General features: G+C 59.2%; 11 protein-coding genes. 7 read left to right on the top strand and 4 right to left on the bottom strand.

The window, feature by feature from the left end; genetic code table 11:
- From PSV43_RS22175 to PSV43_RS22190, 4 genes are all read left to right on the top strand, one after another.
- Window positions 1-2226, top strand: a 2226-nt coding sequence (locus tag PSV43_RS22175) for a sulfatase-like hydrolase/transferase (RefSeq protein WP_300202891.1), incomplete at its 5' end; no start/stop codon positions are given.
- The gene (locus PSV43_RS22180; protein WP_300202894.1) at window positions 2223-2627 is read left to right on the top strand and encodes a GxxExxY protein; all 405 of its coding nucleotides are present in this window, start codon (window positions 2223-2225) and stop codon (window positions 2625-2627) included. The genes PSV43_RS22175 and PSV43_RS22180, both read left to right, overlap by 4 nt.
- Before the next feature lie 160 nt (window positions 2628-2787).
- Window positions 2788-5274, top strand: coding sequence for a DUF1549 domain-containing protein (locus tag PSV43_RS22185; RefSeq protein WP_300202897.1), 2487 nt, complete (start codon window positions 2788-2790; stop codon window positions 5272-5274).
- A gap of 35 nt (window positions 5275-5309) precedes the next feature.
- Complete coding sequence (locus PSV43_RS22190; RefSeq protein WP_300202899.1) at window positions 5310-6617, top strand: DUF1501 domain-containing protein; 1308 nt, start codon at window positions 5310-5312, stop codon at window positions 6615-6617.
- 420 nt (window positions 6618-7037) lie between these two features.
- Here the strand turns inward: PSV43_RS22190 and moaC are convergent, their stop codons facing one another.
- The 4 genes from moaC to PSV43_RS22210 all read right to left on the bottom strand — a co-directional run bounded on the left by moaC (window position 7038) and on the right by PSV43_RS22210 (window position 11081).
- The gene (moaC, locus tag PSV43_RS22195) at window positions 7038-7484 is read right to left on the bottom strand and encodes a cyclic pyranopterin monophosphate synthase MoaC (RefSeq protein ID WP_300202902.1); all 447 of its coding nucleotides are present in this window, start codon (window positions 7482-7484) and stop codon (window positions 7038-7040) included.
- 343 nt (window positions 7485-7827) lie between these two features.
- The gene (gene moaA, locus PSV43_RS22200; protein ID WP_300202905.1) at window positions 7828-8871 is read right to left on the bottom strand and encodes a GTP 3',8-cyclase MoaA; all 1044 of its coding nucleotides are present in this window, start codon (window positions 8869-8871) and stop codon (window positions 7828-7830) included.
- A 255-nt stretch (window positions 8872-9126) separates the two neighbouring features.
- Complete coding sequence (locus tag PSV43_RS22205; protein ID WP_300202907.1) at window positions 9127-10386, bottom strand: ATP-binding protein; 1260 nt, start codon at window positions 10384-10386, stop codon at window positions 9127-9129.
- A complete protein-coding gene (locus PSV43_RS22210; protein ID WP_300202910.1) occupies window positions 10383-11081 on the bottom strand; it encodes a response regulator transcription factor in 699 nt (232 codons plus the stop codon). Before PSV43_RS22210 ends, PSV43_RS22205 begins: the two co-directional genes overlap by 4 nt.
- A 177-nt stretch (window positions 11082-11258) precedes the next feature.
- On the opposite strand from PSV43_RS22210, the gene PSV43_RS22215 reads away from it, so the two are divergent.
- The 3 genes from PSV43_RS22215 to PSV43_RS22225 all read left to right on the top strand — a co-directional run.
- Window positions 11259-12380, top strand: coding sequence for a glycosyltransferase family 1 protein (locus PSV43_RS22215; RefSeq protein ID WP_300202913.1), 1122 nt, complete (start codon window positions 11259-11261; stop codon window positions 12378-12380).
- Window positions 12380-13252, top strand: coding sequence for a UDP-2,3-diacylglucosamine diphosphatase (locus PSV43_RS22220; protein WP_300202915.1), 873 nt, complete (start codon window positions 12380-12382; stop codon window positions 13250-13252). The genes PSV43_RS22215 and PSV43_RS22220 overlap by 1 nt, the downstream gene beginning before the upstream one ends.
- 31 nt (window positions 13253-13283) lie before the next feature.
- Window positions 13284-13693, top strand: a 410-nt coding sequence (locus PSV43_RS22225; protein ID WP_300202918.1) for a PhoU domain-containing protein, incomplete at its 3' end; no start/stop codon positions are given.

A 13693-nucleotide genomic window follows, 5' to 3' on the forward strand; every position in this document is an offset into this window, starting at 1 on the left:
GTGGGTAGCGGTGTAGTCTTGCTCCCCTTCCGCATGCCGCCTCCTTCCTTGCAACGTCGTTATATCCTCAAAATTGTCGTGCTGACCGTATTCGGCACGCTCCTGGCGTGGTATATGAGCGCGATCCTCAGCTTTGCGGGCAACTCCTACGGCTTCAATAACCGCTTCTCGGAGGTCGCGCTGCAGCATCACTGGTGGTATCTCGTATGGAGCAATCTCGTCGTGCTGAAGGGCTACCTCCTGGTGGCGGCCGGTTATGTCCTGCTGATCTATCCACTCGTCCGCCTGTGGGGCAATGTGCGGGCCTTTGCGCGCTGGGGTGTCGTCTGGCGCACCCTGCTGTTTGCTTGCCTGCTGTATGGGTTCTTCATTTTTAAGCTGATGCTGGAGAAGCCCTACTTCGGTGACTATAGCTATCTTCTTGGCTGGTATGATGCGCTGGGCCGCGTGTGTGGCACGCGGGTGCAGGATGCCGTGCATGCACTGATCACGCAGGTGTTTCCCCTCATGGCTTTGGTGGCGGCGGCTGGCTTTTATCTCTTCGAACTGCGCCGCTGGTTCACCCGTTCGGCGCGGCCTCTGCTGTTCAGCTTTGCAGCAGTAGCGGGCATTCTGGGAATGTTTGCCGTGAGCGGCTACGGCGTGAGTCGCGCGCCAGATACTGGGGAATTGGCGGGTGGCAAAAAGAAGCCTAAAAACATTGTCATCCTTGGCTCGGACTCGCTGCGTGCGGATCATCTCTCCTGCAATGGGTATCACCGCCTCACGTCACCGAACATCGACCGCATCGCAGCCAAAGGCGTGAATTTTGAGCGCTGCCTGACGCCGATTGCCTCGACGCTGGAATCGCTCACCAGCATGTTTTCCTCGCAGTATCCGCACACACACGGAGTGCGGCACATGTTCCCCAGTCGCGCGATGGTGGACCGGGCCAATCAGGAAGCGCCCTCACTTGGCGCGGAGCTGAAACGCCAGGGCTATGACACCTCGGTGATCGGCGACTGGTGTGCCTGCGGTTTCAACGAACTGCCGATGGGCTTCGACAAAATCATCGTCTCCGACTTCGACAACTTCCGTGTTTACATGAGCGAGGTCGTCTTTCTCCATCATCAGATCCTACCCCTGTTTTTCGACAATCGCATGGGCCACATGCTGTTTCCAAAGCTCAAGTCATTCGCCAACTACATGACCCCGGAAGTGGTCACAGATCAGGTCATCGACCGTATCAAGCAGCGCGCCGAAGACCGGCAGCCCTTCCTGCTCCTAGGTTATTACTCCTGCACGCATCTGCCCTACAAGACACCCACGCACTACGCGAAACTGTGGACGGACCCAAAGTACAACGGCCCTCACAAGCATGAACTCGCGCTGAACGTGGACGAGTTCATCGGCGGCACCGACATCAATGAAAAGTGGAGCAAGCTCCCGCGCGAGGAGGTGAAGCAGATCACAGCACTGTATGATGGCTGCGTGCGCATGTTTGACGACTCCGTGGGCCGCGTGGTGGCCGAGCTCGAAAAGCAAGGGCTGCTGGATGACACCATCATCCTCATCACTGGCGACCATGGCGACGATCTTTTTGAGCCGAACTGTACCTTCGGTCATGGCACCACATTCAATGGCGGAGACCAGGCCAATCACGTACCCGCAATCCTCCACGTCCCCGGTCTGGAAAAGCCTCAGCGGCATGCGCAGCTCGCGCGTACGCTCGACTTTGCGCCCACGCTTCTGGACCTCGTCGGCGTGCCCGCACAGCCGCGCTTTGAAGGCACCAGTCTGGCACCCCTGATTCGAGGTGAAAAGAAAAGCCTCGACCTCGCCTACTTCGGTGAAACCAGTTACCTTTTTTTTCGCCGCATCATTCCCGGTGAAGAGCCGCTCTTCATCCCACCAATGGATGAGACCACCTTCATTGATCCCTCCTTCGACTTCCACTTTGTGCTCAAGGACAAGTTCCAAGACGCCGTGTTGAAAACAAAAGAGCACTGCGTGCGCACTGAGCGCTTTAAATACATCCGCACTCCCGGCAAGCAGCACTCCATCGAGCGCCTGTTTGATCTGCGCCAAGACCCGCACTGCGAGCGTGATGTGAAGTCGCGCTATCCCGAAGTGAAGGCGCGACTCTCCGCCGCCATGGACAAATGGCTGACCACGCACCAGCAGAGCACCACCGCAGAGATCTACGGCATCCTGGGTGAAGAAGCCCTTCAGCCCACCGCACCATGAACACCGCCGATCTGCCACACCTCGTCATCGGCGCATGCATGAACGTGCATCGCGCGCTGGGGCCGGGGCTGACGCAGGATGCGTATGTGGAATGTCTCGCCATTGAACTGCGTGAGATGGAGTTTGATTTCAAACGCCAGGTGCCGCTCGAGTTCACCTATCATGGCCGCACCGTGCAAACCGCGACCCGTCTCGACTTTGTCATCGGTGATTCACTGCTGCTGCTGGTGCGTGCTCAGGAAGAAATCACCCGGCTGCAGCAGCAGGAACTGGAGTCCAAGGTCCGGCTCGGCCACTTCCAAACAGGACTGATCGTCAACTTCAACGTCGGCACTTTGCGCAAAGGGATTCATCAGATCACGGTCAAGCGTCGGGCGGAGAGTGAAAAGGCGGACTCGTAAACAGGCGAATGGAGGCGGTGCTTACCGCACGGCAAGCCTGCCTATATTAAGGGCAATAGGCGCATCCCGCATCGGGGAGGCTGCCAAAGAGTGCAGGGCATAAATGCATTGATTCTACACGAAAGTGAAAAATTTATGCAATTGGCACGTTTGTTCGAACATGAAGAAACTCTTCGCCCTCCCTCTCCTAGCGCTCGTTTCGCTGTCTTCCGCCAATGCCGCGGGCCAGATGGACACCGCTGCTGCTGCCAGGCAGCTTGATGCCGTTCTGGCCAAAGACTGGGCGGCCAACAAACTCCAAGGCAACCCGCAAACCGACGACAACACCTTTGTCCGTCGCATTTACCTCGATGTCATCGGGCGCATCCCGACCACACGTGAAACCGAGGAGTTTCTCAATTCCAAAGACTCGAACAAGCGCGCCAAGCTCATCGACAAGCTGCTCGCCTCCGAAGCCTACGTGCAGCATTTCTTCAACTACTGGGCCGATGTCCTCCGCGTCACCTCGAACGGCCAGCAGACCGGAGCCATCACCGGCGCGGCCTATGCGAACTTCGTCAAGGACAGCCTGCGCAAAAACCAGCCCTACGATCAGTTTGTCCGCGAAATGGTGGCCGCTCAGGGCAAGGCCTGGGACAACGGCGCCATTGGTTATTACATGCGTGACCGCGGCATGCCGCTGGACAACATGGCCAACACCGTGCGCGTCTTCCTCGGTACCCGCATCGAATGCGCACAGTGCCACAATCACCCCTTCGACAAGTGGTCGCAGATGCAGTTCTTCCAGATGGCCTCCTTCACCTATGGCGTGCAGACCCAGGACTACGGCGGTGACACCATGGGTGGTGTGACCGATCTCCTGCGCGACAAGGAAAAGGCCATTCGTGACGCCATCAAAGAGCCCAAGCGGCCGCAGCGCGTCAAGAACACCGGCAAGTTGACCAAAGAGGAAAGAGCCGCTCTTGAAACCAAGTTCGTCAGTGAGCAGAAGAAGTACGACGAGCAGATGAAGGAAGTGAACAAGAAGCGCGAGGAAGCCCGTCAGGTCTCCCGCAAAGAACAGCGCGGCTATCAGGAAGCCATGCAGGACGTGCGCGACACCATGCGCTACACTTCCGTCAGCAGCAGTGAGCGCAAGCCGACGCTGCCGCATGACTATCAATACAGCGACGCCAAACCCAAGTCCGCCGTCGCTCCCGCTACGATGATGGGACACGAATGCATCACCCAGCCGGGCGAGACCCCCCTTCAGGCCTATGCACGCTGGATGACCAGCCCCGAAAATCCCCGCTTCACCACCGTCATCGCCAACCGTCTCTGGAAGCGCGTGTTTGGCCTCGCTCTCATCGAACCCCTCGACGAACTCATGGACACCACCGTGCCCATGATTCCTGACATGGAGAAAAGTCTGGAGAAACTGGTCGTGGACATGAAGTATGACATGAAAGGCGTCCTGCGCGTCCTTTACAACACCAAGGCCTATCAGTCCCAGGTCACCCGCGAGGAGCACGCCCCCGGCAATGTCTATCACTTCACCGGGCCGCTGCTCCGCCGCATGAGCGCCGAGCAGATGTGGGACTCTTTTGTCACGCTGATCAATCCCAGCCCGGACATGATCAACCAGACCAACCGCGATATCATGGAGCAGCGCATCCTGCAGGCCAAGAAGATCGCCGACGGAGTCGAGACGCTTTCTGCCGATGAGGCCCTCGCCGGACTCAAAAAAGCCGCCGACATCTACAGCAAGAACCGTGAGCGCACCGATGTACAGCAGAAGCTCTATACCGAAGCTCGTATCGCCCACAAGGAAGCACGCGAGGCAGCGGAAGCCATGCCGGACGGCCCCGCCAAAGTCGCCGCCTTGGCGAAAGTCAATGACCTCAAGACTAAGTCCGACGACATTCGCAAAGAGGTCAATCGCATCCAGAATGAAGGACGTCGCGTCACCTTTGCCGAGGTCGTCGTCCCCGGGGAGAAAAAGCTCTTCGAAAAAGTCACAGGCAAGCCCTATCAGACCGTCTCACTCACCAAGAACAGTGGCGGCGACTCCTCCCCCGCCATGATGAGCGGCGGTGGCGAAATGATGATGATGGCCAACGGTGCCAAGGTAGAAAAGATCAACATCCCCGGCTATGACCGCAAGGAACTCAGCAAGGACGAGCAGAAAGCCGTCGCTGAGAAAGCGCGTGCTGCCTACGCTGAAGAGGCCGACTTCTTTGGCATCACCAACGAGAAAGAGCGCCGGAACTACATCAGCACACGTGAGCAGATCAGCCGCAACACACTGCGTTCCTCCGAACTCGAAAGCCCCGCACCTCGCGGCCACTACCTCCGCGAGTTCGGCCAGAGCGACCGTGAAACCATCGAAAACGCCAACAACGACGCCAGCGTGCCCCAGGCCCTCGCCATGATGAACGGCAGCCTCCTGCCGCAGATCGCCAACAGGTACAGCCAGCTCATGCTCACCGTGAACAAGGCCCCGTATCCAGATGACAAAGTGGACGCCGCCTACATGACCATCCTCTCCCGCAAGCCCACCGCTGCGGAAAAAGCCGTGTGGCTCAAGGCGCAGGACAGCGGCCTCAGCAGCATGGAGGACCTCGTCTTCTCCCTGCTCAATACCCAGCAGTTTATTTTCATTCAGTAAGACACGTCAAACCCAACACCCAACGCGCGCCTCCCATGAAACAGGAACTTGCCAGCAAACTCGTCCGCTCAGGTGAAATCACCCGGCGTGATTTCGCCGCCAAAACCGCCAGCTCCCTCCTCGGAGTCGGCCTGCTTGGCAATTCGCTCACCACGAAATCCTTCGCCGCCTTTGAGGGCTCTTCGAAGCTGAAACAGGCGGCCACCGCGAAAAACGTCATCTACCTGTACATGAGCGGTGGCCAGTCCCACATGGACACTTGGGATCCCAAGGAAGGCGTGGAAACCGCCGGCCCCACCAAGGCCATCAAGACCAGCGCAGACGGCGTCCGCATCTCCGAATACCTGCCTCTCACCGCGCAGCAGATGCACCACGGCACCGTCATCAATTCCCTCACCTCCACGCAGGGCGCGCATGAGCAGGGGAACTACATGATGCACACCAGCTATGAGATGCGCGGCACCATCCGTCATCCCTCAATGGGCGCGTGGCTCAATGTCTTTCAAGGCGGTGGCAACAGCACCCTGCCAAACTTCGTTTTCATCGGCAATGACAGCCGCCATCCCGGTGCCGGATTCTTCCCCGCCGCGCAGGCCCCGCTGTTCGTCAGCAATCCAGAAAACGGACTCAAGAACATCCGCAACGGCAGCCCCGAAGACAAGTTCCAGGCCCGCATGAAGCTCGCCGATGAACTCGACAAAGACTTCCGCACCACCTTCCCTCACCGCAATGTGAAGGCCTACGCCGACATGTATGACGACGCCATGGCCATGATGAAGTCCGAAGACCTCAAGGCCTTCGACCTCAGCGAAGAGCCCGGCGAACTCCGTGCCGCCTACGGCAAAGAAGCCTTCGGCCAGGGCTGCCTCCTCGCCCGCCGTCTCGTGGAGCGCGGCGTCCGTTTCGTCGAAGTTTCCCTCGGCGGCTGGGACACCCACAACGCCAACTTCGTCGCCGTCCCAGACCGCTGCGAAACCCTCGACAAAGGCCTCGCCACCCTCGTCGCAGATCTGCACAATCGCGGTCTCCTGGAAGACACCCTCATCGTCCTGAACTCCGAGTTCGGCCGCACGCCTGACATCAATCAGAACGCCGGTCGCGACCACTATCCGAAAGCCTTCTCCGGTGTCATGTTCGGCGGCGGCGTCAAAGGCGGCTTCACCTACGGCAAGACCGACAAGGAAGGCCGCGAAGTCGTCGAAGACAAAGTCAAGATCATGGACTTCAACGCCTCCATCGCCTACGCCCTCGGCCTCCCGCTGGATCAAGTCATCTACAGCCCCAGCAAGCGCCCCTTCACCATCGCCGACAAAGGCCAGCCCATCACCAACCTCTTCGCGTAAGCGACGGTTCAACAGACTCACTCCAAACACGCGATGCTTCACAGCATCGCGTGTTTTTTTGTCAGGGCTCGTCCTCGACCATTTCGGCAAGATTTGCCACAGAGGACACCAAGAGACACAGCGTGGGGCTTGTAGGCCGTGATTGAAAACCTCGGCGTTGTCTCGCGAAGGCTCTGGGGCTTTCAATTGCGCGACAGCGGCGTGGAGTGCGGCGGCAGAGATGCACGGTGCAAGCCTGCATCGTCGACGCCGCTTTCGCGGGGTGTTGCGCGCTCTGTGGACTCAGCCAGCTTGTACGGTTTGCGAAAGCGGCGTCGCGCCTACGCTCTCAGATCACTGCATTCATCAACCACGGAATACACGGAAATTAGAACCTCAGATAGGTTCCGTGGATAAAATCTTCTGAGTTTGTCCTCACCCTCACCCCTTCGTCTTCTTCACCAGCTTCACCCCCTCGATCCTCATCTTCTTATCCACCGCCTTGCACATGTCATAGATCGTCAGCGCCGCAAGGCTCACCGCCGTCAGCGCCTCCATCTCCACCCCCGTCGGCGCCACAGTCACAGCCGTCGCCGTGATGTGTACCGCTTTCGCACCCACCTCAAAATCCACCTGCACCTTGCTCAGTGGAATCTGATGACACAGCGGGATCAGATACTGCGTCTGCTTCGCCGCCTGGATCCCCGCGATGCGCGCGATGCTCAGCACATCCCCCTTCTTCACCTGATTTTTGCGAATCAAATCCAGCGTCGCCGCCTGCAGCAAGATGCGCCCCTCGGCCACCGCCTCACGCCTAACCGGCGGCTTCTCGGAAACATCCACCATAGCGGCTTCGCCTTTGCGATTGAGGTGTGTCAGTTGGCTCATAGGACGAGGATGCTAGGTATTTGCATCAGCAAATAAAGCTGTATTTCCCTTCAGTGAGTGAACTCGTGGGAGGGGGGAGGGCGGCTGATGTATCTCTGCCATTGATTGAGACAGGATTAACAGGATCGCAGGATTAACAAAATTTTTGGCAGCGACTAAAACACACCGCTTTCAGCTCGCGATCTCAAAACACACCGCCCAATCCTGCATAATTTTGTGATCTTGTTAATCCTGTCCAAATTGGTTTTCAAAACACCACCGCTTACGATCGTGAATATGCGGTGCCATGCGTTTTAAAATGCGTGCGCCACCCCTTGAGCGCGCCGCCGCTTTTCGCATCATCTTACCCCCCAATCGCAATCATCCTTCGGTTCGGCTGGTAGTTATGCCGGAAGTCATGCTCCTTAGGCTTCCGCGCCACCACGTTCTGGAAAAACGCCGCCAGATCCGCATCACTGCAGCCTCCGCGCATCACACTGCGCAGATCAAACTCCAAGTAGCTCCCAAGACATGGCCGCAGCTTGCCGTCACAGGTCAGGCGCAGCTTGTCGCAGTTCTCGCAGAAGTGCAGATTCGTCATCGCACCGATGAAGCCGATCCTCTGACCGGTCGCCGGGATCAGATGATAAGCCGCCGGGCCGTTCGTACGAAACTCGGGCAGGGGAGTGAGTTCCCCGGCAGTCTGCTCCACCAGCTTCTTCGCAGTCGCGATAGGCAGGAAATTGTCCTCGCTCAGCACATCCTGCGTGCTCACAGGCATGAGTTCGATGAAGCGCAGCAGTGCCTTTTTTTCGCGGGCAAAGTCGATCAGCGCCGGAAGCTCGCGCTCCGTCTGGCCCTTCATGAGCACGCAGTTAAACTTGATGGATTGAAACCCGGCGGCAATCGCCGCGTCGATGCCTTCCATCACCCGCGGCAGCAGATCACGGCTGGTCGTGCGCTTGTAAATCTCCCGATCCAGCGAATCCAGCGAGATGTTCGCGGTGCGTACCCCGGCCTTCACCAGACGTTCGGCCATGGTCACGCCATCTTCCAGTTTTGCAAGCAGGGTGCCGTTGGTCGAGATGCCGATGTCCTCGATGCCTGGAATCTGGGCGAGATCCGCGCAAAATCCGGCCACACCGGGGCGGGTGAGGGGTTCGCCGCCCGTCACACGCACCTTTTTGATCCCCAGCGTGGCACCCACGCGCACGGTGCGCAGTAGTTCGTCATAGCTCAGCGTCTCATCTTTGGCGAACCAAGCCTGCTCCTCCTCGGGCATGCAATACCGGCAGCGTTCGTTGCACCGGTCGGTGACGGAGACGCGCAGGTAGGATATGCGATGGCCAAAGGGATCTTCCACAAGAGGTTCTAACCACAGACTACGCTCCGGCTCAAGCTTAGGCATCTCTCAAAAGTGCATCATCTTGATCTCGCGAGCGCAAGCGGCCCCGGCAGCAAGCACAGCTTTCTCGCCGCCATTTAAAAAAGGCATCGCCAGTCCAGCGCTGAAAAGCGGGGCAAAGGCCCTCGCGAAGACGCCAGTAGAGTAGTCCGCACACTCCGTGTGCGGTTCTAGGCCGCCGCTCAAGCTGAACCCTCACAAACGAACGTATGAACCCTCAATGCGCCAGCCCTCCGCTCACAAACCCCAACCAATCATTCAAACACCCTGCGCCTGCTGCAAAGGCAGCCGCATCGTGAAAGTCGTCTCGATTCCCGGGGAACTCGTCAGCTCCACCGTGCCCCCATGCGCTTCCACTGCCCGTCTCACGATGGAAAGTCCCAGCCCCGTGCCCTTGATCTGCGACGAGTGGTGCTTGTTCCCACGGTAGAAGCGTTTGAAGACAAAGGGCAGGTCATGCGCAGGAATACCGATGCCGTTGTCGCTGATCTTGAGCGTGCAGGCCTCTGCCTCCCATGTCCCGGAGACACGGATCACCAGCCCAGGCTTCGTGTTCTCCTTGATCGAGTTTTCGATCAGGTTGGTAAACACCTGGTCCCAGTAAAAGCGGTCTCCCGTGAGCATGCCGCCATCTTTCGGGAAATCCAGCTCGATGCGGGCATCCCGCCCTTCCAGCATCGGTGCCAGATGGTCGGCTGCCTCCTGCGCGCACGCACGCACATTGAAGGGTTCTTTGTTCAGCGTGCTGCTTGCATCCTCCAGCCGTGAGATCGCCAGCATGTCCTCGATGATCCGGGCGATCCTCTTGCCATGCTTTTCCATCACATCCAGGCTGCGCTTCATCGTCGGGGACGCCTTCGCGGAGTCGTCCTGCAGCATTTCAATGTAGCCGTTGATCAGCGTCAGCGGCGTGCGCAGTTCATGCGAAGCATTGGCCACGAAGTCCCGGCGAATTTGCTCCGTCATCGCAGACTCCGTCACATCCTGAATCATCAGCCAGGCACCCCCGCCCACGTCAGCGGCCAGCGGTGCCGCTTCGACGATGAAATAACGCCCCCCCAGGTTGGCCCCCACACCCGCTTCTGAGGGCAGAATCTGGATGCGGCGCTTCGTGTGCCGTTTTTCTGTGATGGATTCCTGCACCAGATCGGAGATCTGGTGGTCGCGCACATCCTCGATGAGGTGGCGTCCCGCATGGATCTCCTTGCGGTGCAGCAGCTTTTTCAGAGTCGCATTCGCATAGCGGATGCGCAGGTTCTCATCCACCAGCACCAGCCCCTGGCTGATCTCATCCAGCAAAGACTCAAACACCCGCCGCAGCTCCGCCTGCTGTTCCGCCTGCTGCCGCGCCAGGAAGACCCCGGCGGCATGCCCGGGCAGCAGGTTCGCATCACGCGTCCTCAGCCCGAGGGTTTTCGCCACGGTTTCCCAGCGTTTCGTCCAGTACTTCTCGCGCCGCGCCCAGGCAAAGAGGCAGATGCCAAGCATCAGGGCCAGGAGGAGGGAAAGGGTGGTCATGCAGGCTGGGTGGCGGTGAGTTCCGTCTGAAACTGGAAGCCCGTACCACGAATGGTGACGATATGTTCCCCGGCTGCACCGAGTTTTTCACGCACGCGCTTGATATGAGTGTCCAGGGTCCGGGTGGCCACATCGCTGTTGTAGCCCCACACATCGCGCAGCAGGTCCGCCCGGCTGTGGATCGCCGTGTCGTTTTCCATCAGCGTCGTCAGCAGCTTGAACTCGATGGTTGTCAGGTCCAAGGCAGTGCCGTCCAGAAACAGCTTCATGTTTTTGCGGTCCAGCATGAAGCGGCCGCGTTGGATCTCCGACACATGCGTGACCTTCTTCACCCGCCGTAGCACCGCTGTGATGCGCAGGTACAGCTCCCGTGGGCTGAACGGCTTCGTCAGGTAGTCATCCGCGCCGAGTTCCAGCCCCGCGATTTTGTCAGTCACCTGACCTTTGGCGGTGAGGATGATCACCGGGATGGCCGCAGTGCGGGTGTCCGCACGCAGGCGCTTGAAGATCTGCATGCCGTCCAGGCCCGGCAGCATGATGTCCAGCACAATCAACTCCGGCTGCTGGGTCAGCACCGTCGGCATGACCTGCAGACCATTGCCGATGCAGATCGGCACATGTCCCTCACGGGTGAGGTGCAGGGAGATGAGTTCTGCAATGTCCGATTCATCTTCGACGATCAATATCTTGCTCATGCTGGGTGTTTGTGACGTGGCTGCCCCATCGGCAAATCCATGATGGTGACGAAGCTGTCACATGGCAAGGTTCCTGTGTGGGGAGAATGCATGAATTGTGACGGATTCGTCACAGTGACAAAGTTGGACATCATTCCCACCTGCGCTTCATCCACCTCTAGTTCATTATCTCCCATCATGAGGGTTCTCATCGTCACAGACACGTATCCGCCAGACATCAATGGCGTGGCACGTACGCTGCACACCCTCGGGGCGGGTCTGGTGCGCCGTGGGCATGTGGTGGAGGTGGTGACCACCGTGGAATCGGAGGAAGGGCTGCAGCGCCATGTCATGCACTCCCTCCCGCTGCCCGGCTACCCGGGGCTGCGCTTTGGCTTTGCCTCCATACGCCAGATGCTGGAGCTCTTTGACTCCTTCCGCCCGGACGTGCTCTACGTCGCCACCGAGACCCTCATGGGCATCTCCGCCATTCGTGCTGCGGGGCGGCGGGACATCCCCGTCGTCTCCGGCTTCCACACCAATTTTCAAAACTACCTCGAAGACTACCACCTGCCCGGCCTGGAAACCGTCGCCCAGGGCGTGCTGCGCACCATCCACAATCAGACCGCCCGCACCCTCACCCCCTCCGCAGACACCGCCGCCATGCTTGAGCGCTGGGGCATCCAAAACGTCGGCGTTCTCGGGCGGGGCGTGGACACCGAGTTGTTCGACCCTCAGCGGCGCGATCCCACCCTGCGCCAAAGCTGGGGCGCGGATGACTCCTCTCCCGTCGTCATCTACGTCGGCCGCGTCGCGGCGGAAAAAAATCTGGAACTCGTCGTCCGCGCCTTTGATGTCTTCAAACAGGAACAGCCCACGGCGCGTATGGTCATTGTAGGCAATGGCCCCCGCCTGGAGTCTCTCAAGGCGGAGCGTCCCGAGTTCCACTACGCCGGTCCCCGAACTGGGGTGGATCTCGCCGCACACTACGCCTCCGGGGACATCTTCCTCTTTCCCAGCATCACAGAAACCTTTGGCAATGTGGTGCTGGAGGCCATGGCCTCCGGCCTCGGCGTCGTCGCCTATGACTATGCCGCCCCCCGCCTCCTGCTCCGCACAGGTGAAAATGGCTGGCTCGCGCCCTTCAATGAAGAGGCCGCCTTCCTCACGCAGACCCGCCTCGCCGCCGCCGCCTGGCAGCAGGAGCCGCTGCGATTTGCCGCCCGGCAGTCGGCTTTTGATCTGGGCTGGGAACGGGTGATTGAACAATTTGAACACGAACTGGCATCCGTGATGCATGCCATGCCTCTCTTAAACTGATGTCCGCTGAAGCCCCCATTCCAAATCCGGCCACCGGCAAGTCGAAGCTGCGGTTCAAAACCATCTTCATCTCCGACGTCCACCTCGGCATGCCGGACAGCAAGGCCGCTCAGGCCTCCCACTTCCTGCGCAACTGCCTCTGCGACAAACTCGTCCTCAATGGCGACATCATCGACGCCTGGCATCTCCGCCGCCTCGGCGGCTGGAACAAAGGCCACACCAACTTTATTCGCACCGTCCTGCGCAAGATGGAGAAGGAAAATACCGAGATCATCTACCTGCGTGGCAACCACGATGACGTGCTCGACCGCTTCATCCCGATCCAGTTTGAGCACTTCATCATCACCGACGAGCACATCCACCACACCCCCGCCGGCGACTACCTCGTGGTGCATGGAGACGGCTTTGACGCCATCAGCTCGAACCACGCCTGGCTCGCCCAGCTCGGCGGCCTCGGCTACAATTTCCTCCTCCGCATCAACCGCCTCTACAATGCCTACCGCCGCCTGCGCGGCAAAGAGCCCTTCTCCTTCAGCGCCTGGGTCAAGCAGAAGGTGAAATCCACCATCGGTGCCGTCGGCAAGTATGAGGACCAGTTGCAAAACCTCGCCAAACAGCGCGGCTGCATCGGCATCATCTGCGGCCACATCCACAAGGCTAACAACAAAAAGGTCGGCACCACGCACTACCTCAATTCCGGCGACTGGGTCGAGTCCATGACCGCCATCGTGGAAAATTTCGACGGCAGTTTTCAGATCATCAGCTACCCCGAGTTCTGCCTGCTCACCAACCGCGATCCCAAAGGCGCGCTGGCCGAGGTCGAGGCCGAGGAAGAACCCCCATCCCCGGAATCTTCTGCAATTCCAATGTAGCGAAACCGTCACCTTCATTCATTCTATCCACATGCAAGATCACATCCTCTCCAGCTTCAACCATTCGCTCGACAAGCTGCGCAGCGATGTCCTCAGCATGGCCAGCATGGCGCGCAAGAACCTCGCCAGTGCCATGCGTGGCCTGCTCGAGCGCGACACCGACCTCTGCAATGCCGCCATCGCCGCCGACCAGGACGTGAACGAACTCGAGAAAAACGTCGATAAGCTCGGCATGCAGATCCTCGTCAAGTTTCAGCCCACCGCGCACGATCTCCGCCTCATCATGGGCACCATCCGCGTCGCCAACAACCTCGAACGCATCGCCGACCAGGCATCCAGCATCGCCAAACGCGCCCGCATCATCAACAACCTCCCCGAGTTCCCCGAGATCAAGCTCATCCAGCCCGTCTATTCGCTGTGTGACCGCAATCTCGACCTCAG

Source organism: Prosthecobacter sp. (assembly GCF_029946185.1).
Lineage (GTDB): Bacteria > Verrucomicrobiota > Verrucomicrobiia > Verrucomicrobiales > Verrucomicrobiaceae > Prosthecobacter.